This window comes from Ruegeria sp. BC3 (genome assembly GCF_056539265.1).
This window is the reverse complement of record NZ_JBQFUP010000001.1, coordinates 753845-773912: the sequence shown is the minus strand read 5'-3', so window position 1 is coordinate 773912 and position 20068 is coordinate 753845. Positions and strand designations below refer to the sequence as shown.

General features: G+C 60.0%; 21 protein-coding genes and 1 tRNA gene. 10 read left to right on the top strand and 12 right to left on the bottom strand.

Features of this window, described 5'->3' with window-relative positions; translation table 11 throughout:
• The first annotated feature begins 118 nt into the window (after window positions 1–118).
• From argS to ACR0MV_RS03795, 6 genes are all read left to right on the top strand, one after another.
• Window positions 119–1864 carry an arginine--tRNA ligase gene (gene argS, locus ACR0MV_RS03820; protein WP_480701034.1) on the top strand — a complete coding sequence of 582 codons (1746 nt, stop codon included), beginning with the start codon at window positions 119–121 and terminating at the stop codon, window positions 1862–1864.
• A gap of 88 nt (window positions 1865–1952) precedes the next feature.
• Window positions 1953–3017 (top strand): SPOR domain-containing protein, encoded by a 1065-nt coding sequence (locus tag ACR0MV_RS03815; protein ID WP_480701033.1) that lies wholly within the window; start codon window positions 1953–1955, stop codon window positions 3015–3017.
• Window positions 3014–4021: a beta-N-acetylhexosaminidase gene (gene nagZ, locus ACR0MV_RS03810; RefSeq protein ID WP_480701032.1), complete on the top strand. Its 1008-nt coding sequence runs from the start codon at window positions 3014–3016 to the stop codon at window positions 4019–4021. Before ACR0MV_RS03815 ends, nagZ begins: the two co-directional genes overlap by 4 nt.
• Entirely contained in the window at window positions 4011–4805 is a 795-nt protein-coding gene (locus ACR0MV_RS03805; protein ID WP_170427778.1) for a segregation and condensation protein A, read from the top strand. Before nagZ ends, ACR0MV_RS03805 begins: the two co-directional genes overlap by 11 nt.
• Complete coding sequence (gene scpB / locus ACR0MV_RS03800; protein WP_480701031.1) at window positions 4798–5454, top strand: SMC-Scp complex subunit ScpB; 657 nt, start codon at window positions 4798–4800, stop codon at window positions 5452–5454. The genes ACR0MV_RS03805 and scpB overlap by 8 nt, the downstream gene beginning before the upstream one ends.
• 63 nt (window positions 5455–5517) lie before the next feature.
• Entirely contained in the window at window positions 5518–5742 is a 225-nt protein-coding gene (locus ACR0MV_RS03795) for a hypothetical protein (protein ID WP_170427774.1), read from the top strand.
• Here ACR0MV_RS03795 and ACR0MV_RS03790 read toward each other — a convergent pair.
• The 8 genes from ACR0MV_RS03790 to ACR0MV_RS03755 all read right to left on the bottom strand — a co-directional run bounded on the left by ACR0MV_RS03790 (window position 5739) and on the right by ACR0MV_RS03755 (window position 11137).
• Entirely contained in the window at window positions 5739–6818 is a 1080-nt protein-coding gene (locus ACR0MV_RS03790) for a 2'-deoxycytidine 5'-triphosphate deaminase (protein ID WP_480701030.1), read from the bottom strand. The two genes, ACR0MV_RS03795 and ACR0MV_RS03790, sit on opposite strands and share 4 nt — an antisense overlap.
• A gap of 61 nt (window positions 6819–6879) precedes the next feature.
• A tRNA-Pro gene (locus ACR0MV_RS03785) sits at window positions 6880–6956 on the bottom strand.
• A 61-nt stretch (window positions 6957–7017) separates the two neighbouring features.
• On the bottom strand, window positions 7018–7665 hold the full coding sequence (locus tag ACR0MV_RS03780) for a MerR family transcriptional regulator (RefSeq protein ID WP_480701029.1): 648 nt from the start codon (window positions 7663–7665) through the stop codon (window positions 7018–7020).
• A gap of 18 nt (window positions 7666–7683) precedes the next feature.
• The gene (gene ihfA, locus ACR0MV_RS03775) at window positions 7684–7986 is read right to left on the bottom strand and encodes an integration host factor subunit alpha (RefSeq protein ID WP_008755922.1); all 303 of its coding nucleotides are present in this window, start codon (window positions 7984–7986) and stop codon (window positions 7684–7686) included.
• Between the two features lie 96 nt (window positions 7987–8082).
• Window positions 8083–9054, bottom strand: coding sequence for a beta-ketoacyl-ACP synthase III (locus tag ACR0MV_RS03770; protein ID WP_475202621.1), 972 nt, complete (start codon window positions 9052–9054; stop codon window positions 8083–8085).
• A 21-nt stretch (window positions 9055–9075) separates the two neighbouring features.
• Window positions 9076–10164, bottom strand: coding sequence for a phosphate acyltransferase PlsX (gene plsX / locus ACR0MV_RS03765; protein ID WP_170427763.1), 1089 nt, complete (start codon window positions 10162–10164; stop codon window positions 9076–9078).
• A 24-nt stretch (window positions 10165–10188) separates the two neighbouring features.
• A complete protein-coding gene (gene rpmF, locus ACR0MV_RS03760; protein ID WP_008756996.1) occupies window positions 10189–10395 on the bottom strand; it encodes a 50S ribosomal protein L32 in 207 nt (68 codons plus the stop codon).
• A gap of 205 nt (window positions 10396–10600) precedes the next feature.
• The gene (locus ACR0MV_RS03755; protein ID WP_480701028.1) at window positions 10601–11137 is read right to left on the bottom strand and encodes a YceD family protein; all 537 of its coding nucleotides are present in this window, start codon (window positions 11135–11137) and stop codon (window positions 10601–10603) included.
• An 84-nt stretch (window positions 11138–11221) separates the two neighbouring features.
• Between ACR0MV_RS03755 and ACR0MV_RS03750 the strand changes: the two genes are divergently transcribed.
• The 3 genes from ACR0MV_RS03750 (at window position 11222) to ACR0MV_RS03740 (ending at window position 14379) form a co-directional block, all read left to right on the top strand.
• A complete protein-coding gene (locus tag ACR0MV_RS03750) occupies window positions 11222–11698 on the top strand; it encodes an outer membrane protein assembly factor BamE (protein WP_170468436.1) in 477 nt (158 codons plus the stop codon).
• Window positions 11699–11794: 96 nt separating this feature from the next.
• The gene (locus ACR0MV_RS03745; protein ID WP_480701027.1) at window positions 11795–12529 is read left to right on the top strand and encodes a GNAT family N-acetyltransferase; all 735 of its coding nucleotides are present in this window, start codon (window positions 11795–11797) and stop codon (window positions 12527–12529) included.
• Window positions 12530–12570: 41 nt separating this feature from the next.
• Window positions 12571–14379 carry an ABC-F family ATP-binding cassette domain-containing protein gene (locus ACR0MV_RS03740; protein ID WP_480701026.1) on the top strand — a complete coding sequence of 603 codons (1809 nt, stop codon included), beginning with the start codon at window positions 12571–12573 and terminating at the stop codon, window positions 14377–14379.
• Here ACR0MV_RS03740 and ACR0MV_RS03735 read toward each other — a convergent pair.
• A complete protein-coding gene (locus ACR0MV_RS03735) occupies window positions 14376–14921 on the bottom strand; it encodes a sugar O-acetyltransferase (protein WP_480701025.1) in 546 nt (181 codons plus the stop codon). The two genes, ACR0MV_RS03740 and ACR0MV_RS03735, sit on opposite strands and share 4 nt — an antisense overlap.
• A gap of 9 nt (window positions 14922–14930) precedes the next feature.
• Entirely contained in the window at window positions 14931–15686 is a 756-nt protein-coding gene (locus ACR0MV_RS03730; protein ID WP_480701024.1) for a 3-hydroxyacyl-CoA dehydrogenase, read from the bottom strand.
• Window positions 15687–15927: 241 nt separating this feature from the next.
• Here ACR0MV_RS03730 and ACR0MV_RS03725 point away from each other — a divergent pair, with 241 nt between their 5' ends.
• Window positions 15928–17250, top strand: a complete 1323-nt coding sequence (locus ACR0MV_RS03725) for a hypothetical protein (protein WP_480701023.1) — start codon at window positions 15928–15930, stop codon at window positions 17248–17250.
• Window positions 17251–17330: 80 nt separating this feature from the next.
• Here the strand turns inward: ACR0MV_RS03725 and tyrS are convergent, their stop codons facing one another.
• Complete coding sequence (tyrS, locus tag ACR0MV_RS03720; RefSeq protein ID WP_480701022.1) at window positions 17331–18584, bottom strand: tyrosine--tRNA ligase; 1254 nt, start codon at window positions 18582–18584, stop codon at window positions 17331–17333.
• 89 nt (window positions 18585–18673) lie between these two features.
• Entirely contained in the window at window positions 18674–19939 is a 1266-nt protein-coding gene (locus ACR0MV_RS03715) for an MFS transporter (protein WP_480701021.1), read from the bottom strand.
• Between the last annotated feature and the right edge of the window lie 129 nt (window positions 19940–20068).

Here is a 20068-nt window from a genome sequence, read left to right as displayed (position 1 = left end):
GTTGGAATTTACGCCGAGCTTAGCCGGGTTTATCGCTTATCCAAGCCTAAACTGATGGCTTCCATTGACCTTGCCGTGATGCGTGGTAAACCGCCGGGCAAGCAAAAGGACATCCGAAATGAACCTGTTTTCCGAGATCCGCGGCCTCGTTCTGGACGCGCTGGCACAGATGCAGTCCGAAGGCGCTCTGCCCGAGGGGCTGAGCTTTGACAACGTGGCGGTCGAACCGCCGCGCGATGCCGCACATGGCGACATGGCGACCAACGCGGCGATGGTGCTGGCGAAACCGGCCAAGATGAAGCCGCGCGACATTGCCGATGTTCTGGCCGGGAAGCTGGCGGCGGATGACCGGATCACCAGTGCCGAAGTGGCTGGACCGGGCTTTTTGAACCTGCGGCTGGCACCATCCGTATGGCAGAGCGTTCTTGCTGCAGTGCTGGAGCAGGGCACCGACTATGGCCGCTCGACCATGGGGCATGGCCAGAAGGTGAACGTTGAGTATGTCTCCGCGAACCCCACAGGTCCTTTGCATGTGGGCCATACGCGGGGCGCGGTGTTCGGGGATGCCTTGGCGAGCTTGCTGGCGTATTCGGGTCATGATGTGACACGCGAATACTACATCAACGATGGCGGCGCGCAGGTCGACGTGCTGGCGCGGTCCGCGTACGAACGGTACCGCGAAGCCAATGGCCTGAGCCCCGAGATTGCCGAAGGTCTGTACCCCGGTGATTACCTGATCCCGATCGGTGAGGCGCTGAAAGAGAAATATGGCGACAGCCTGATCGACAAGCCAGAGAGCGAGTGGCTGGAAGAGTTGCGCAACTTTGCCACCGACGCTATGATGGACCTGATCCGTGCCGACCTGAAGGCGCTGGGCGTTGAGATGGACGTCTTCTTCTCGGAGAAATCGCTTTATGGCACAGGTCGGATTGAGGCTGCGCTGGAGTCTCTGACCGAAAAGGGCCTGATCTATGAAGGCGTGCTGGAACCGCCAAAGGGCAAAAAGCCCGAGGATTGGGAACCGCGCGAGCAGACACTGTTCAAGTCGACCGAGCATGGCGATGATGTCGACCGCCCGGTCAAGAAATCGGACGGCAGCTGGACCTATTTCGCCCCGGATATCGCCTATCACTATGACAAGGTGACCCGTGGCTTTGATGCGCTGATCGACGTGTTCGGTGCCGACCATGGTGGCTATGTCAAACGGATGAAGGCGGCTGTGTCGGCGCTGTCCGACGGCAAGGTGCCGCTGGATATCAAGCTGACTCAGTTGGTGAAGCTGTGGAAGAATGGCGAGCCGTTCAAGATGTCCAAACGGGCCGGGAACTTTGTCACCCTGCGCGATGTAGTCGATCAGGTTGGTCCCGATGTGACCCGTTTCGTTATGCTGACCCGCAAGAACGACGCGCCGCTGGATTTCGATTTCGACAAAGTGTTGGAACAGAGCCGCGAGAACCCCGTTTTCTACGTGCAATACGCCCATGCCCGCGTGATGAGCGTTCTGCGTCGGGCGGCTGAGGCGAATATCGCCACAGATGACGCCACCCTGAAAGGGGCTGACCTGGGCAAGATCAACCACGCCTCGGAACTGACGGTTGCGAAGAAGCTGGCTGAATGGCCGCGTCTGGTCGAGATTGCCGCGCGCACCAATGAGCCGCACCGCGTGGCCTTCTACCTGTATGAACTTGCTGGCGATTTCCACGCGCTGTGGAACAAGGGCAATGATGAGCTGTCGCTGCGTTTCATCCAGGATGGCGATGTTGTCACAAGCCAGTCGAAAATCGCATTGGCACGGGCTGTTTCTGTTGTGATTTCAGCGGGCTTGGGTATTCTTGGCGTTACCCCGGCGCAGGAGATGCGGTAACAAACACCGCCCGAACCGCCGGTACGAGGTAGGCAAGAAATGACCCGCGCGCCTTATTTTCTGGCGCGATACGGGCGGTGAGGCGGACATGGCGAATTACGATTACTCGGGGCAAATGCGCCCCGAGGAGATGCATTACACGAATCAACCGCATCCTCAGGATGGGGATGAGTTTTCCGATGACATGCACGGGTATGAACAGGCACCTCGCGGGGCCGGGTTGGGCCGTATTGTCAATGTCATGGGCGCAGTTGCGTCTCTGGCACTGGTCGCCGGGATCGGTGTTTGGGGCTATAAGCTGGTGATGCGTGATGTCAGCGGAGTTCCCGTTGTGCGTGCTATCGAAGGGCCCATGCGTATTCAGCCAGAGAACCCCGGCGGCACACCTGCCGACCACCAGGGTCTGGCCGTCAATGCCGTTGCAGCGGTTGGTACAGCAGAAGCTCCGGCGGATCGCCTGATCCTTGCGCCGCGCCCGGTATCCCTGACAGAAGAAGATACGCCGATCGAGCCGTTGAAACCCACGCAGGCTGTGCACGTGGTCGAGGAAGAGATCTCGGATCAGGAAGCGGCGCAGCTGCGTCAGAACACCGTGGACGCTTTGGTTGCTGAACTGGCGGGTGAGGCCGCGAAGCCCGAAGTGCCGACAGAGCAGGGCGTGCAGTTGGCCTCGTTGGCCTTGCCCGAGGAAGAACCCGCTATTGATCCCGCCGATCTGGCTGCTCAGTTGCCGGATCCAGAACTGGCCGCCTTGCCGGGTGTGCGTCGGTCTCTGCGTCCGATCACACGACCCGCACGAACCACGCCCAGTGGGATCTCTGCCAACAGTAACACCGAAGCCGCGATCAACGCCGCTGTGAAAGCGGCCGTTGGACTGGACGTTGACCCAAATTCTCTGTCCAAGGGGACACGCTTGGCGCAGTTGGGGGCTTATGAAAGCTCGGACATTGCGCTTGCGGAATGGGATCGTCTGAATGGCCGGTTTGGCGAATATATGGATGGTAAACAGCGCGTTATCCAGAAAACCTCAAGCGGTGGGCGCACCTTTTATCGTCTGCGTGTTCTCGGGTTCGAAGACTTGAGTGACTCGCGCCAGTTCTGTGCAGCGCTTGTGGCGCAGGGGGCGGACTGTATTCCGGTGAGCGTGCGGTGACATTCGGCGCTGCGATTACCGATGCCGAAGGCCTGCGCCTGACGTCCGAAGAAAAGCGATTGTTCCGCCAAATGAACCCGTTCGGGTTCATTTTGTTTGCGCGCAACATCGATGGCGCCGATCAGGTGCGTGCCCTGTGCGACGACTTCCGCGAGGCGGTTGGGCGCAATTGCCCGATCACAATCGACCAGGAAGGTGGCCGTGTGCAGCGTCTGCGCGCCCCTTTGGCCCGCGAATGGATGCCGCCGCTAGACCATGCCGAGCGCGCCGGGGATCAGGCAGAACGCGCGATGTACTTGCGCTATCGTCTGATCGCGCAGGAACTGTTCGAACTGGGCATCGACAGCAACTGCGCCCCGATGGTCGATCTGGCGCGGGACGAGACGCATCCGTTTCTGAAGAACCGTTGCTATGGTGCTGACCCCAAACTCGTTTCCGGGATTGGTCGGGCGGTGGCCAAGGGACATCTGGACGGCGGTGTACTGCCCGTTTTGAAACATATGCCAGGTCACGGGCTGTCCACGCTGGACAGCCACCACGACCTGCCACATGTGGACCTGACCCAGGACCAGCTTGAGCATGCAGACTTCGCCCCGTTCCGGGCGCTGAACGATCTGCCGATGGGGATGACCGCGCATCTGGTCTATGACCGGGTCGACCCACAGCCCGCTACAATTTCACCGACAATGATCAGCTTGATCCGCGACAAAATCGGGTTTGGCGGTCTGATAATGACCGACGATATCTCGATGAAGGCGCTCAGCGGTGCACCAGAGGAGATCGCCCAGCAGGCGTTGAATGCAGGCTGCGACGTGGTTTTGCACTGCAACGGGTCTTTTGATGCGCGTGCCAAGGTGCTGGATGCCGCCGGAGAGATGTCCGAGCAGGCGCAGAAACGCGCAGAAAAGGCGCTGGCGATGCGACAAAAGCCTGTGGAACTTGACATCCAAGCCGCCGAGGCGGAACTATCTGCCCTTATGGGCGGGCAGGTATATGAACGATAATCTATTCAGCGAAGACCCGGTCTCGGTCGCGGATCGTCTTGCGGCCGAAGCGTTGATCGTTGACGTCGACGGGTTTGAAGGCCCTCTGGACGTTTTGCTGACCCTGTCGCGGACGCAAAAGGTCGACCTGCGGAAAATCTCGGTTCTGGCGTTGGCGCAGCAATACCTGGCCTTTGTTGAAAAGGCGCGGGCGTTGCGGATCGAACTGGCCGCCGACTATCTGGTGATGGCCGCCTGGCTTGCCTTTCTGAAATCGCGCTTGCTGTTGCCGCCCGACCCGGATGACGAAGGTCCATCGGGTGAGGAACTAGCCGCACACCTCGCATTCCAGTTGGAGCGCCTGCAGGCCATGCGCGACTCTGCCGCGCGTTTGATGGCGCGTGATCAGCTGGGGCGTGATTTCTTCAAACGCGGGCAGGGCGAAGACGTCACCCGCATCCGCACCGTAACCTACTCCGCCACGTTGCTGGACTTGATGCAAGGCTATGCCCGGATCCGGACCCGCGACGAGTTTCGGCCGTTTGTCATGGACCGAGACGCCGTGTTCACGATGGAGCAGGCCCTTGAACGGATGCGCCCGCTGATCGGGTTCGCAGGCACCTGGACGGATATGGAGACGTATTTGCCCGACGGCTGGGATGCTGACCCGGTGCGGCGGCGCTCGGCCACGGCGGCGACCTTTGCGGCCTCGCTGGAGCTGGTGAAAGAAGGACACATGGAGATCAAGCAAAGCGACACCTTTGCCCCGATCCATCTGCGCAAGAGGACTGACACACGTGACTGACGACACGCAAGACGAAGGCACCGGCACCCTGTTCGAAGCGCCCCCGTTGGCCGAACAGGAACGCATGGTCGAGGCCGTTCTGTTCGCCAGCGCCGAACCGGTCACGATCGCCGATCTTGAGGCGCGGATGCCTCATGGCAGCGATGCGGCGCAAGCGGTTGAAATGCTTCAGAAACGCTATGAAGGGCGCGGAGTGCGCGTCGTTCGCGTGGGGGACGCGTGGGCCTTTCGTACCGCCCCGGATCTGGGGTTCCTCATGCAGAAGGAAACGGTTGAGACCCGCAAACTGAGCCGTGCAGCGATCGAAACGCTGGCCATCGTCGCCTATCACCAGCCCTGCACGCGGGCTGAGATCGAAGAGATCCGCGGCGTCTCGGTCTCGCGCGGGACGATTGACCAACTGCTCGAGATGGAGTGGATCAGGCTGGGCCGTCGCCGCATGACGCCCGGTCGCCCAGTCACCTTTGTGGTGACGCCACAGTTCTTGGACCATTTCGGGCTTGAAAACGCCCGCGATCTGCCGGGCCTTAAGGAGCTTCGCGCCGCCGGATTGCTTGAGAACCGGCCACCACCGGGTACCATCCCGCTGGGCGAGGGGCGTGATGACGAAGAAGATGAAGATCAGACCGAGCTTTTCGAGGAAGAGTGATCACGCGGCCCTTTTGTTGCCGCAGGAATCGCCTATGTTGAGGCCCAATTGAGGAGTTGAGCAATGAACGCCAATCGGATCATCGACATGATTGTTCGCCAGGTAATGCGCCGCCTTGTCACCAAAGGTGTCGACAAGGGGTTTGACATGGCAAGTCGGATGGGCAGCAAGTCGGATCAACAGTCAGATGGCAAGCCAACTGGGCAAAACAACGCGCCGCTGCCATCACAGAACATGAAACAGGCGCAGCAGATCACTCGGCAGATGCGCCGGTTTATGAAGTTTTAACCTACAGCCTTGAAATGCTTGGACAGTTTCAAACCCTGTCCCTGATAGTTCGATGCAATGCCCGCGCCATATAGCTGCGTGGGCATCTCGGCCATCTTCTCGTAGACCAACCGCCCGACGACCTGTCCGTGTTCAAGCACGAAGGGGGCTTCGTGGCAGCGGACTTCCAGAACACCCCGTGATCCTGCGCCGCCGGCTGCGGCATGCCCAAAACCGGGATCGAAGAACCCCGCATAGTGCACCCGAAACTCGCCCACCATCGCCAGATATGGGGCCATTTCCGCTGCATACATGGGCGGGATATGAACCGCTTCGCGGCTGACGAGAATGTAGAACGCTCCGGGGTCCAGAATGATGCGGCCATCGGAGGTGCGCACTTCTTCCCAGTATTCCTGCGGGTCATACTCTCCTATCCGGTCCAGATCGATCACACCGGTATGAGGTTTCGCGCGATAACCCACCAGATCGGTGTCAGGCAGTTGCAGATCGACCGAAAAACCCAGCCCGTCCTGAATAACGGCCGGTCCATCGACCAGCGGAGATTCGTTATGCAGCGCGGTCAGTTCCGCGTCGCTGAGCACGGCCTGACCTTGACGAAAGCGGATCTGATTCAAGCGCATGCCCGGGCGCACCAGTACTGAGAAGGAGCGGGGGCAAATCTCGGCATAAAGAGGCCCGGTATAGCCAGCTGGCACGCGGTCGAATTCGGTGCCGCCATCGGTGACCGTGCGGGTCAGCAAGTCCAGCCGCCCGGTTGAGCTTTTGGCGTTGGCGACCGCGCTTGTGTCGGCGGGCAGGGCCAGTGATTCCATCAGTGGCACCAGATAGACGCAGCCCTTTTCCAGAACGGCGCCGTCGGTAATGTCGATGCGGTGCATCTCAAATTCGGCCAGTCGATCTGCAACCGAGCGGCCTTCACCGGCAAGGAATGAGGCGCGTACGCGGTAAGCGACTGTTCCCAAACGTAAATCGAGGCTGGCTGGTTGAACCTGCGCCGGGATGATCTCGGGGCTCGCGGACAGCTCTCCACGCCCGATCATTGCCTCGATCTGCTGGTTTGGGCATACACCTGTCATTCCGATCCCCCCTGATGCCAGAGCGGGATCTGGCCTGTTTGCCATAAACGTCGGTGTGATTTGGTCGGGCTAGCAGGACTCGAACCTGCGACCTTCCGTCCCCCAGACGGACGCGCTACCAGGCTGCGCCATAGCCCGACGTTGAGGTGTTCATAAACACTTTCCCGGCAGGGGCAAGAGGAAATCATCGCCTTTTTTCTTATCCTGCCGACCGGTTCTCAATTCGGTTGATAACAGCGCGCAAGTCTTTGGCGATGGGTGCGATCTTACGCAGCAGATCGTCATCAAACTCGGTCCGTTCCCAAGCCTGCGTGGCGATTCCGCCTAGCAGGGGGGCTTCGTCCAGGTACTCTGGTTCGGGCTGCGCGGGCTCTGCCGCCTGAGGTGGGGGCGAGTCGGCTTCCGGGGATGGTTCAGCTTTGACAGGTTGTGGGGCAGGCTCTGCCGTTTCTGCTGCCGGTGTCGGGTCGCCAAGATCAAGATCGATCTGGCCACTGGTCGCAGCGGGCTTGGCGGCGAAGGGAACGACAACGCTGTCCTCGGCTTTGGTGCCTTCGAGCGGGGCGGGTTCGTCCAGGCTGGGCGACAAGCCCGAGACATAGGATACACCCTGTTCGCGCAAGATTCGCTGCACGCCTTTGATGGTAATCCCATCCTCGTGCAGCAGCTTTTTGATGCCCCCTAGCAGGCGCATATCGTTCGGCCGGTAGTACCGCCGCCCACCAGCGCGCTTCACGGGTTTTACTTGCGTAAACCGGCTTTCCCAGAATCGCAGAACATGAGCCTGCACGCCCAGCCAGTCCGCAACTTCACTGATTGTGCGAAAGGCGTCGGGGGACTTGCTCATGACCGTCTCGTCCCGAACTTACTTGCGATTCCCTGCGGCGACGCGATCCTTCATCAGGTGCGACGGGCGGAACGTCAGAACCCGGCGGGGCTGAATTGGTACCTCTTCGCCGGTTTTGGGGTTGCGGCCGATGCGGGCGGTTTTGTCCCGAACACTGAAGGTGCCGAAAGACGAAATCTTGACCTGTTCGCCACGGACCAAGGCGTCAGACATGTGGTTCAACACGCTTTCCACAAGCTGGGCACTTTCGTTGCGTGAAAGGCCAACCTCGCGGAAAACAGCCTCGCTTAGATCCATTCGCGTCAGTGTTTTATCGCCCATACCAATTCCCCTGTTGCTATCAAAGCATATGGTGACGGGAAATTCGCTGTCAATATCAATGAATTGCGAGCGGCTGTGTAAGCCGTTTTGCGCCGGTTACCAGCGCAGAACCACAGCGCCCCAGGCCAGACCGCCGCCGATGGCTTCGGTCACGATCAGGTCTCCGGGCTTGATTTGGCCGCGTTCCTTGCCGACGGACAGGGCCAGGGGAATCGACGCAGCCGAAGTATTGCCGTGATCCTGTACGGTTACGACGACATTCTCCATCGGCAGACCCATCTTTTTGGCGGTGCCCTGGATGATACGGATATTGGCCTGATGCGGCACGATCCAGTCGACGTCGGCACTGCTCAGCCCCGCGCGGCCCAATGCGGTTTCGGCGGTTTTCGCAAGCTTTTCAACGGCATGGCGGAAGACTTGATTGCCCTGCATGCGCAGGTGGCCAGTCGACTGTGTCGACACGCCACCATCGACGTACAGCAGGTCCTTGTAGCGCCCGTCCGAGTTCAGGTCGGTCGCCAGAATGCCACGATCCTGAGCGGAGCCTTCACCCTCTTGCAGTTCCAGCACGAGCGCACCGGCACCGTCGCCAAACAGCACACAGGTTGACCGGTCCGACCAGTCCATAATTCGCGAGAATGTCTCGGCACCGATGACCAGAACACGCTTGGCCTGTCCCGACAGGATCAGGGCGTTGGCGTTGGTCAGCGCAAAGACAAAACCGGCGCAAACGGCCTGAACGTCAAATGCGAATCCGTTCGTCATGCCCAGCCGCGACTGCACCATCGTTGCCGCCGAAGGGAAAGTCAGATCGGCGGTTGAGGTTGCCAGAACGATGGCGTCGATGTCTTCTGCCTTCAGACCGGCATCTGCCAGCGCGGCTTCGGCCGCTTTGGTCGCGAGATCCGAAGTTGTCTCTTCATCGGCAGCAAAGTGGCGGCGTTCGATACCCGAGCGGGTTCTGATCCACTCATCCGTCGTATCGAGCGTCTTTTCAAATTCGGAATTCGGAACGATGCGCTCTGGCAAATAGTGTCCGACACCTACAACAACTGAACGGCCTGCCATTTGGGTTACTGCCTTTTATTGTTATTCGCCCGCCTTTGGCGGTACGTGGGCGGCATCTTGTGCAAGCTGGGCTGTTGATGCAACCCGTGCCGCCAATTTTTCAGCAAATCCGGACTGGGCCAGGGTAAAGGCCAGTTTGACGGCTGCCGATACGCCGGTGGCATCTGCGCCACCATGTGACTTGACCACGGTTCCGTTGAGGCCAAGGAATACCCCGCCGTTCACACGGCGTGGATCGATCCGTTTCTTCAAACGGTTCAGCGAGGTGATCGCCAGAACCGATGCAAGCCGGGAAAGGGGGGAATACTTGAACGCCTCACGCAGCAGATCGCCGATCAGGCTGGCGGTGCCTTCGCCTGTTTTGATCGCGACGTTTCCGGTAAAACCATCGGTAACAATGACATCGGCCTTGTCGCCGGGGATATCACTGCCTTCCACGAAGCCCACGAAATCGAAATTGGCCTGCTCCGCGAACTCGGCGATCATGGTGTGAGCTTCTTTGAGCTCGGCCCGGCCTTTGTGTTCTTCGGTGCCGACATTCAGCAACCCGATCCGGGGCCTATCCAGCGCCATGCCGTTGCGGGCATACGACGCGCCCATCAGCGCATATTGCAGCAAATCCTTGGCATCGGCGCGGACGTCCGCGCCCACATCCAGCATCACATTGAAGCCTTGCGGGTTGCGTGACGGCCACAGAATCGCGATCGCCGGACGGTTTACGCCCGGCAGTTTGCGCAGTCGTATCATCGACAGCGCCATCAACGCGCCTGTATTGCCGCACGAAACCGCTCCGTGCGCCTCACCTTGGCGCACCGATTCCAGCGTTGACCACATCGAGGTCTGCTTGCCGCTGCGGACAACCTGGCTTGGTTTATCCTCCATCGTGACCACGTCGGGGCAATCACGAAAAACGACGCGCCCCTGCAGGACACGCCGTTTGGCGACTAGTTTACGCAAAACCTGCTCGGGGCCGTGCAAGACGAATGCAATGTCGGGGTTCTTGTTTGCCGATTTGGCAATGCCCGCAACAACAGTCGCGGGCCCCGAGTCTCCGCCCATAGCGTCAACCGAGATGGTAATCCGTCCGGTCTGCGTGGGCTGTTCCGTCATGCCTTAGCCTACGAGTTAAGAGGCTTAGGCCGCGTCTTCGTCCAGGTCGATTTCGTCGGCCTGAGCGACGACTTCACGGTCATCATAGTGGCCGCAGGACGCGCAAACGTGGTGCGGGCGCTTCAGCTCACCGCAGTTCGGGCATTCGTTCGGGTTTGCAGCAACCAGAGCGTCATGTGCGCGGCGGTTGTTGCGGCGCGACTTGGAAACTTTGTTCTGTTGGACAGCCATGGTCTCAACCTTTGTCTATTAAGGGCCGGCAGATTCGCTGCTGGCCGGGTTTCATTCTTCGTTTTCTCGTGGTTTGACGCGCGTTTAGGCGACGAGCCCCGCAATGTCCAACCCAAATTCCGATGAGCGCGCGAAAATACTGCGATTCTCGACATGTTCAAGCGATTTTTCTGGAGGCCTGCTATGACAGGAAATCAGGCCTCTGTCACTCGTCTTTTTTCAACGCGTCGCGCAAATCCGCCAGCCCCGCAAACGGTTTCGCGTCTTCGTCCGTCATCGCCTGTTTGCCCGGCTCAGTAAAATCGGCCTGTTCCATCGCGGCACCGTCCTTGCGCGGATATTGCGGCAGGGCAAGAGAGAGCGCCTCGATCATGACGGATGCAGGGTCGATTTCAGCACCCAGCGGCTCGGTCTCATCGCCTTCGGGGATTTCGAACTCGGGCTCGTCCGGGTCGGACCAGTCGGCCATGTAGACGCGCGACACAGGCACGTCGATGCGCGTTGTCACCGGCTCAAGCGTCACGACGCAGGGCTGAATTACGGTGGCACCGAGTTTTCCGTTGAGAATCCAGTCGCGCTTACCTTGTGCCCTTACGTCACCCACAAAGCTGACCTTGCGCAGGCCCAAAAGCCCCAAATCGGCGCGGATAGCGTCCAGCCCTTGCGTGTCGGGGCGCAATTCAAATGGTGTCGGGGCGTTTTGGGGCAGGTCGGCCACCCGCAGAGATGTGTTGTTGCTCATTCGTGAGCCTTTCCTGTGTTGAACCGGGGCTGCGGTTTATGTAATCGGATAGGGTCCGCAAGGTCCCAAGGCAAGAGGATGTAAATGTTGAAGGTTGTGAACAGGTTGAAACCAGCGTCCAGAACGCTTGTCTTTGCGGCCTGTTTGGTTGCGGTCGGCGCTTGTACGCCCGTCTTCAAGAATCACGGATATATCCCTCCTTCTGATCAACTGGCCGAGATCAAAGTGGGCGTCGACAGCCGCGAAAGCGTCCTGGAAACTATCGGCGCGCCCAGCTCAACCGGTCTGGTGCGGGATTCGGGCTTTTACTATGTCCGCTCGCGCGTGCGCCATTACGGACCGAAACGCCCCGAGGTCGTTTCCCGTGAACTGGTCGCCATCAGCTTTGACCAACGCGGCGTCGTACGCAACATCGAGCGCTTCGGGCTTGAGGACGGCTATGTGGTTGTTCTGGACCGCCGCGTGACCGAATCCGCTGTGACCAACAGAAACTTCCTCAGTCAGCTGCTGGGTAACATCGGCAACTTTAACCCGGCCAATATTCCGGGGGCGACCCAGTAAACACGCCGCATCTTGTTCTGGTCACAGTACGGTCATACGTTCTGTGGTAGAAACGCAGCAACAGGAAACAGGTCAGCAACCGCGGAGGATGCGACCATGGCACTATTGCTTGGTAAGGGCAGGTATCGGGCGCGATTGGCGCAGTCCCCCGAGGACGTGGAGGCGGCGCAGGATTTGCGCACGTTGGCGTTTGGCACGGGTCAGCCCGACAAGGATGATTTCGATCCGGTCTGCGCCCATATCCTGATTGAGGATGCCCGCGCGAACCACCAGCTTGTCTGTTGTTTCAGGATGTTGACCATCGAACATGGGTCCGAGATTGACCGTAGTTACTCGGCCCGGTTCTACGATCTTGCAGCGTTGCGGGGTTTCGAGGGGCGCATGGTCGAGATGGGTCGGTTCTGCATTCATCCCGACTGGACAGACCCCGACATATTGCGGGTCGCTTGGGGGGCAATGACCACTTACGTTGACGAGAACAACATCGAAATGCTGTTTGGCTGTTCGTCCTTTGCCGGGACTGAAACGGCCGAATATCTGGACGCCTTTGCCATGCTCAAACATCGGCATCTGGCGCCAAAACGCTGGCTGCCGCGGGTCAAGGCCCGGAATGTATTCCGGTTCGCCGCGCGCTTGCGCCGAAAACCGGACGCTAAAAAGGCGATGCTTCGGATGCCGCCATTGCTGCGTACCTACCTGATGATGGGAGGATGGGTCAGCGATCATGCGGTGGTGGACCGGCACATGAACACGTTGCACGTCTTCACCGGTCTGGAGATTGGTGCGATTCCCCCGGCCCGCAAACGTCTGTTACGGGCGGTCGCGGGCTAAACGCCGTTGACGCTCTGGGCCTGCCGGTTTAGCTGGCGGGCATGGCGAGAATTCCTTTGTTACAGATGTCCGGCATTTCCCTGACTTTCGGGGGTGATCCGGTTTTTTCCGAGCTTGATCTGGTTGTTCAGCCGGGAGACCGGGTGGCGCTGGTGGGGCGCAACGGGTCCGGTAAATCCACCCTGATGAAAGTGATGGCCGGTTTGGTCGAACCCGATAAGGGCGAGATCGTGATCCCGCCGGGAAAATCCGTTGGCTACATGGAACAAGACCCCACTATGCAGGGGTTCGCCACGCTGGGCGATTATGCCTCCAGCGGGTTGGAGCCCGGTGAATTGTACAAAGTCGAACGCGCGGGTGAGGGGCTCAAGTTCGATCCCTCGCGCGCGGTTGAAACCGCCTCAGGCGGGGAACGGCGGCGGGCGGCGCTGGCCAAGCTGATGGCCGAAGCGCCCGACCTGATGCTGTTGGACGAGCCGACCAACCATTTGGATATCGAAGCCATTGCCTGGCTTGAGCGCGAGTTGGGATCAACCCGCGCGGCCTATGTGCTGATTTCGCACGACCGCGCCTTCCTGCGCGCTTTGACTCGCGCGACGCTGTGGATCGACCGTGGCATGGTACGGCGGCAGGAACAGGGGTTCGAGGCGTTTGAAGCGTGGCGCGACAAGATCTGGGAAGAAGAGGATCAGCAGCGCCACAAGCTGAACCGTCTGATCAAGTCCGAAGCCAAGTGGGCCGTCGAAGGCATCAGCGCCCGCCGCAAGCGGAACCAGGGCCGGGTCCGGGCGCTGCAGGCTTTGCGGGCCGAGAAGGCGGCGCAGATCAAACGTCAGGGCTCGGCTGCGATGACATTGGAGGCAGGGCCAAAGTCGGGCCGAAAAGTGATCGAAGCCAAGGGCCTGGCCAAGTCTTTTGGCGCGCAGCAAATTGTTCGAAATTTCGATCTGTTGGTGCAACGCGGTGATCGCGTGGCCTTTGTTGGCCCGAATGGCGTGGGTAAGACGACGCTGCTTAAGATGCTGCTGGGCCAGGAACAGCCGGATGAGGGCTCGGTAACGCTGGGCACCAACCTTGAGATCGCGGTGTTTGACCAAACCCGTGCACAGTTGGACCCGGAAATGACCCTGTGGGACAGCCTGACCGGAGATCCCGAAATGCGGGTTTCAGGCAAGGCCGATCAGGTGATGGTGGGTGGTCAACCCAAACACGTGGTTGGTTATCTCAAGGAATTTCTGTTTGACGATGCGCAGGCAAGAGCGGCCGTTAAGTCCCTGTCGGGCGGAGAAAAAGCGCGTTTGCTTTTGGCCAAGCTGATGGCCAAGTCTTCGAACCTGCTGGTTCTGGACGAACCGACCAACGATCTGGATGTCGAAACGCTGGACCTGCTGCAAGAGCTATTGGACGACTATGACGGTACGGTTCTGCTGGTCAGCCACGACCGGGATTTTCTGGACCGGGTTGCCACCACAACTATCGCGATAGAGGGCAACGGCCGCGCAACCGTCTACGCGGGCGGATGGTCTGACTACATTGCGCAGCGCGGTGATTTGGCCGAAAAGAAGGTTGATAAAGCAAAGACTCCCAAGCCAAAGCAAAAGCAAGAGGCGCAGCCGAAATCTGGTCTGTCTTTCTCGGAAAAGCACCGGCTTGAGAAGCTGCCTGCCGAGATCGCCCGCCTTGAGGCAGAGATCGGTAAGCTTGAGGAACTGATGTCCGACCCCGAGCTTTTCACGCGAGAGCCCGTCAAGTTCCAAAAAGCGACCGAGGCTCTGGTCGAGCGACAGGAGAAACTGGCCGCGGCCGAGGATGAGTGGCTAACGTTGGAAGAAAAGGCCGAGGGCGCTTAGGCCATCGGCCGGGCCGGATTACCGACGACGGTTTCCCCGGCAGCGACATCCTTGGTCACGACGCTTCCTGCGCCGATGATCGCGTTGTCGCCGATGGTGATGCCGGGCATCAGGATAGCGGCCCCGCCGACCCAGACGTTTCGGCCTATGGTCACCGGCAGACCAACCTCAAGACCCTGCGCGCGTTCGATCGGATCTTTGGCGTGCTGGGCACAGTATATTTGTACATGAGGGCCGAACATTGTGTCATCTCCGACCTGAACCGAGGCCGTGTCCAGAACCACGCACCCTGCATTGAAATAGACACGTGCACCAAGGTGGATGTTCAGCCCGTAGGCGCAATGAAACGGGGCCTCAAGATAACAGTCCGGTCCGGTTGCAGCGAATAAACCCTTCAGTTCCAATGCCATCGCACCGCGGGCATCTGGCGGGCAGGTGTTGTGCGCATGCACTGCGCGGCGCGCCCTTGCCCGCAGGGCTTCCAGTTCAGGGTCCAGGCAGCAATACCACTGCCCGGACTGCATTTTTTCCCACTCGGTCATGGGACAGGCTTATCGCATGCGCAGCGCTCCGTCGATGCGGATGACCTCTCCGTTCAGATACCCCATCTCGACAATGAACCCGGCCAGCCGCCCGTATTCGCGCGGATCGCCGAGGCGGGCAGGGTTGGGGACATCGGCCGCCAGTTGCTGCTGCACCTCTTCGGGCAGACCGGCCAGCATCGGGGTCATGAAAATCCCCGGTGCGATAGTCATCACCCGAACCCCGGTCGAGGCCAGATCGCGTGCCATCGGCAGTGTCATTCCGACTACACCACCTTTTGAGGCCGCATAGGCGGCCTGGCCCTTTTGCCCATCAAATGCAGCGATGGAGGCAGTGTTGATGATCACGCCGCGCGCGCCGTCTGGTTCGGGATCGTTCTTGGTCATTTCAGCAGCAGCCAAGCGCGAGACGTTGAACGTGCCCACCAAATTGATGTCGATTGTGCGCTGAAACGCATCCAGAGGGTGGGGGCCATCCTTGCCGACCGTCTTGATCCCATAAGCAATCCCGGCGCAGTTCACCGCGGCCGTGATGCGGCCCATCTTGCTCATCGCGTGCTCGACTGCCTGTGCGACCGAGGCTTCGTCTGTCACATCCGTTTCCGCAAAATGCCCGCCGATCTCTGCGGCCACTTTTGGGCCGCGCTCAGCGTCGCGATCCAGGATTGTCACTTGCGCACCTTGCTCTGCGAAATAGCGGGCGGTTGCCTCGCCCAGACCTGACGCGCCGCCAGTTATGATTGCCGCGGATGTCGATAGTTGCATCACGGATACCTCTCCAAAATTTTGACACTTTTCTGCCACTTTTGATGTGGCGGTCTTAATAGATGTTGTATATTTGGACTGTCGGACCGTCACAACTGGTGTTGTGTCCGAGTTTAATGAGTGGTGGTGAGCCAAAGTTAACGCATCTTCAGCGGGTATTTATCCGCACTTCATTTGCGGCTCCCACTTGGTAACCGAAGACCCTGACGCACTTGGGTGTTAAGGCGCAAGGAGCTAAATGATGCGAATTAAACTGAAATCTAGCGTTTCGGCTTTGGTGGCCTCTCCGTTTGTCGGGGCGCTTCTGGTAACCACAGCACAATCTGCATCCGGGGTTTGCGACGCACGGACAGCACGGATCGCAGCAAACGCGGGGGACTATCAGACGCTGTGTGAATGCACACAGGTGACACCGAGTTTCCTGAACCGATTGCAAAGGCATTCCGATTTCGATTCGATACTGGCTGCAACTGGGCAACAGTGCCCCGGTTTGGCCGCATTGTTGACGGATTTTTCGACTGGAACGATCGCGGCGGTGACCACGAATGGCGAAGATCGTGATTCCAGCCCGTCATCTGGGAGCGGCTCCAACTCCAGCGGTGAGAATGGTTCGGGCGGCGAATCTTCTGGAGGAGGTAGCTCCTCTGGCGGCGGGTCTGGTGGTGGGTCTGGCGGCGGAGCACCAGGCGGTCCCGGCGGAGCACCAGGTGGTCCGGGCGGCGGAGACGGCGGCGGTAACGGTGGCGGAGACGGCGGCGGCAATGGCGGCGGAGACGGCGGCGGAGACGGTGGCGGAGACGGCGGCGGCAATGGCGGCGGAGACGGCGGCGGTAACGGTGGCGGAGACGGCGGCGGAGACGGTGGCGGAGACGGCGGCGGCAATGGCGGCGGAGACGGTGGCGGAGACGGCGGCGGCAATGGCGGCGGAGACGGCGGCGGCAGCGGTGGCGGAAACGGCGGCGGCAACGGCGGTGGCAACGGCGGCGGCAACGGCGGTGGCAACGGCGGCGGCAACGGCGGTGGAAACGGCGGCGGCAACGGCGGTGGAAACGGCGGCGGTAATGGCGGCGGTAATGGCGGCGGCAACGGCGGCGGCAACGGCGGTGGCAACGGCGGCGGCAACGGCGGTGGAAACGGCGGCGGCAACGGCGGCGGTAATGGCGGCGGTAATGGCGGCGGCAACGGCGGCGGAAATGGTCCCGGCAATGGAAACGGGAACGCTGGCAACCCCGGCAACGGTGGCGGAAACAACGGCGGATCGGGCCCCGGAACCGGTAATGGCGGCAGCAACAATGGCCAGGGCAATGGCTCAGGCAGCGGAGGCGGCGGCCAAGGCAACGGCGGCAGCAATGGTGGCGGCCACGGCGGCGGCCAGGGCAACGGCGGTAGCAATGGTGGTCCCGGTAATGGAAACGGGAACGCGGGCAACTCCGGCAACGGCGGCGGCAACAATGGCGGTTCGGGCCCCGGCACCGGCAATGGCGGCAGCAACAATGGCCAGGGCAATGGCGGCGGCGGCTTTGGAAATGGCGGCAGCAACGGCGGCGGGAAAGAAGAGCGTTAAGCCGGGCCTACCAGCTCTGGATCCCAACAAAAAAGGCCACCCTGTCGGGGTGGCCTTTTTCTATCCGTAATGCGCTCGTATCAGCCCAGCTGGACCAACGCGTGACGTTTTTTGCCCGCGCTCAGCTTGATCGGTGACGACAGCGCACCTGCGTCGATCATCAGGCCCGCATCTGTTAGCGGTGCGTCGTCCAGCTTGGCGCCGTTCTCGGCGATCAGGCGTTTGGCCTCTTTGCCCGACTTTGCCAGACCCGATTTCACGATGACCTGCACGATGGACATACCGTCGCCCAGCTCCTCCGCGCTCAGGGTCAGGGTCGGAAGATCGCCTCCGACGCCGCCTTTCTCGAATACTTCGCGGGCGGTTGCCTCGGCGTTTGCCGCGGCCTCGGCCCCGTGCAGCAGGGTGGTGACTTCATTCGCAAGGCGGATTTTGGCCTCGTTGATCTCGGAACCCTCAAGCGCGCCAAGGCGGTCGCATTCATCGACGGGCAGTTCGGTGTAGAGTTTCAGGAACCGCCCGACATCCGCGTCAGTCGTGTTGCGCCAGAATTGCCAGAACTCATAGGGTAAGCGCATCTCGGCGTTCAACCACACCGCACCGTCCTGAGATTTACCCATCTTCTTGCCATCGCTGGTGGTCAGCAGAGGCGAGGTCAGGCCGTAGATCTCATGATCCAGCACGCGACGTGTGAGGTCGATACCATTGACGATATTGCCCCACTGGTCCGATCCGCCCATCTGTAGCACACAGCCGTAGCGGCGGTTCAGTTCCAGGAAGTCATAGGCCTGCAGGATCATGTAGTTGAATTCGAGGAAGCTCAGCGATTGTTCGCGATCCAAACGCGATTTCACGGACTCAAAGCTCAGCATGCGGTTGACCGAGAAATGCCGCCCGATGTCTCGCAGAAAATCGAGGTAATTCAGGTCGTCCAGCCACTCGGCGTTGTTCAGCATCAGCGCCTTGTTTTCGACGTCGCTGTCATAGTCGATGTAGGCCGAGAACACCTTTTTGATGCCGGCGATGTTTTCGTTGATCTGTTCGGGGCCCAGCAGGGGGCGTTCATCGGCGCGGAACGACGGGTCGCCCACCTTGGTGGTGCCGCCGCCCATCAGGGTGATCGGCTGGTGACCTGTCTTTTGAAACCAGCGCAGCATCATGATCTGAATCAGGCTGCCCACGTGCAACGACTTGGCCGTCGCGTCAAAGCCGATATAGGCCGGTTTGCACCCACTGATCAGCGCTTCGTCAAGGCCCTGATAATCGGTGCAGTCGGCAAGGAAGCCGCGCTCGATCATCGTGGCGATGAAATCCGATTTGGGGTGGTAGGTCATATCGTGCCTCGGGTTAATGTTGCGGGGCACTGTATAGGGCCGTGCAAAGCCAAGGAAAAGGTGCTTTTGCTATTTAAAACGTGCGGGTTTCAGCTTTTGACCGGCGGCAGGCGGAAGGCATAGAACATGGCGATCAGGTTCAGCACCACCAGTGCAAAGATCGGCGTGACCGGGTCGTGCAAATGCGCAACCGCCCCAAGGATCGCCGCAAATACCATTCCGACCAGACCCGCACTGACGTCTCCCAAGGCGACAAGGTAGGGGCGCTCTTGCTCGGCGCTCATCTGAATAAGGTACAGGTAGCGCCCGTAGATGACTCCGTTCCCTCCCAGCGACAGAAGCATAATGACCAGTGCATAGGCCCAGACATTCTGGGCGTAGCCGAGGAAGTTGAAACCCAATGCCATCGCGGCTGACACGGCGGCGATCATGCAGCCCAGCCACATGACCGGTTTGACCGAGATACGATTGCTGAGCCATCCCCACAGGATCGAACCGATGACCATCCCCAGGCTGGCCCCGATGACGAAATAGCTGAGCGAGTGCTTTGTCCCCATGTGCAGCGTTGCGGCATGGATCGTGTAGAAGGGCATCGCCAGCTCGACCGAGACAAAGATCAGACGGGCCGTCAGGAACTTGCGATACCAGTGATAGGCCATCCCGGTCTTGAATCCAGTTGCCAATTCGGCCAGCGGCTTAGGCTTTTGGGCGGGCTCAATGCGGTGGGCCTGTTCTTCCTCAAGCAGTTGCACGCCAGCAAAAGCAACGCCAGCGGCGAACATGGCGATCACACCGCACCACAGGACGACGATGTGGCGCTGCATTGGTTGATCGCCAGCCAGCAGGTCGCGGGTGACCAGCACTACGATAATGGCGAGAACGCCGGAAATGGTGGCTTGCGCGAACACCATCCGGTTCCGTTTCTCAGCAGGCACCGAGATGCCGTAGATCTGACTGGTGCCAAGGCTGGTGATCCCCTGGCACAGCCCCAGCACAACTGCGGTGGTCAGGAAAAGCAACACGATCATAAGGCCGGGCAGTTTGGTTGAAAACAGCGCCACGGCGGCCAGCACCGCGGCAGTCAACAGGTTCGGAGCGTAAACCGCCAGCTTTGCGCGCGTGGCGCGGTTGATGAAGGGCGAGACAAAGATTTCGGCGATCAGGCGCGACCCGGTCACAAAGGGCAGCAACATGCCCGCAAAAAAGGTTGGTGCGCCCAAAGCCAGATAGAGAAATGGCAAAACAAGGTTGGGGTTGATCAACTGTCCCCCGATCGTCGCTAACGCCCCGGACCAGAAGATCAGGAAATAGTTCCTGCCTTCCGAGGGTTGTTTTTGCGAGTATGTATCCGCCATGTGCACCAAAATCCGATTTGTGTTCCTTATACCAAACTACAGGGAAAAAGCGCGTGTCTAGTGCGATCTGCCTTGCCTTGGCTTTTGATCAGGGGGCAGGTTAAACCGCGACACCGCTCAACTATGACG

Bases quoted from the DNA above. Each gene is read 5' to 3' on its own strand.
- argS (WP_480701034.1), top strand. From the start codon at position 119: ATGAACCTGTTTTCCGAGATCCGCGGCCTCGTTCTGGACGCGCTGGCA.
- ACR0MV_RS03815 (WP_480701033.1), top strand. From the start codon at position 1,953: ATGGCGAATTACGATTACTCGGGGCAAATGCGCCCCGAGGAGATGCAT.
- ACR0MV_RS03805 (WP_170427778.1), top strand. From the start codon at position 4,011: ATGAACGATAATCTATTCAGCGAAGACCCGGTCTCGGTCGCGGATCGT.
- ACR0MV_RS03795 (WP_170427774.1), top strand. From the start codon at position 5,518: ATGAACGCCAATCGGATCATCGACATGATTGTTCGCCAGGTAATGCGC.
- ACR0MV_RS03790 (WP_480701030.1), bottom strand. From the start codon at position 6,818: ATGACAGGTGTATGCCCAAACCAGCAGATCGAGGCAATGATCGGGCGT.
- ACR0MV_RS03780 (WP_480701029.1), bottom strand. From the start codon at position 7,665: ATGAGCAAGTCCCCCGACGCCTTTCGCACAATCAGTGAAGTTGCGGAC.
- ihfA (WP_008755922.1), bottom strand. From the start codon at position 7,986: ATGGGCGATAAAACACTGACGCGAATGGATCTAAGCGAGGCTGTTTTC.
- ACR0MV_RS03770 (WP_475202621.1), bottom strand. From the start codon at position 9,054: ATGGCAGGCCGTTCAGTTGTTGTAGGTGTCGGACACTATTTGCCAGAG.
- plsX (WP_170427763.1), bottom strand. From the start codon at position 10,164: ATGACGGAACAGCCCACGCAGACCGGACGGATTACCATCTCGGTTGAC.
- rpmF (WP_008756996.1), bottom strand. From the start codon at position 10,395: ATGGCTGTCCAACAGAACAAAGTTTCCAAGTCGCGCCGCAACAACCGC.
- ACR0MV_RS03755 (WP_480701028.1), bottom strand. From the start codon at position 11,137: ATGAGCAACAACACATCTCTGCGGGTGGCCGACCTGCCCCAAAACGCC.
- ACR0MV_RS03750 (WP_170468436.1), top strand. From the start codon at position 11,222: ATGTTGAAGGTTGTGAACAGGTTGAAACCAGCGTCCAGAACGCTTGTC.
- ACR0MV_RS03745 (WP_480701027.1), top strand. From the start codon at position 11,795: ATGGCACTATTGCTTGGTAAGGGCAGGTATCGGGCGCGATTGGCGCAG.
- ACR0MV_RS03740 (WP_480701026.1), top strand. From the start codon at position 12,571: ATGGCGAGAATTCCTTTGTTACAGATGTCCGGCATTTCCCTGACTTTC.
- ACR0MV_RS03735 (WP_480701025.1), bottom strand. From the start codon at position 14,921: ATGACCGAGTGGGAAAAAATGCAGTCCGGGCAGTGGTATTGCTGCCTG.
- ACR0MV_RS03730 (WP_480701024.1), bottom strand. From the start codon at position 15,686: ATGCAACTATCGACATCCGCGGCAATCATAACTGGCGGCGCGTCAGGT.
- ACR0MV_RS03725 (WP_480701023.1), top strand. From the start codon at position 15,928: ATGCGAATTAAACTGAAATCTAGCGTTTCGGCTTTGGTGGCCTCTCCG.
- tyrS (WP_480701022.1), bottom strand. From the start codon at position 18,584: ATGACCTACCACCCCAAATCGGATTTCATCGCCACGATGATCGAGCGC.
- ACR0MV_RS03715 (WP_480701021.1), bottom strand. From the start codon at position 19,939: ATGGCGGATACATACTCGCAAAAACAACCCTCGGAAGGCAGGAACTAT.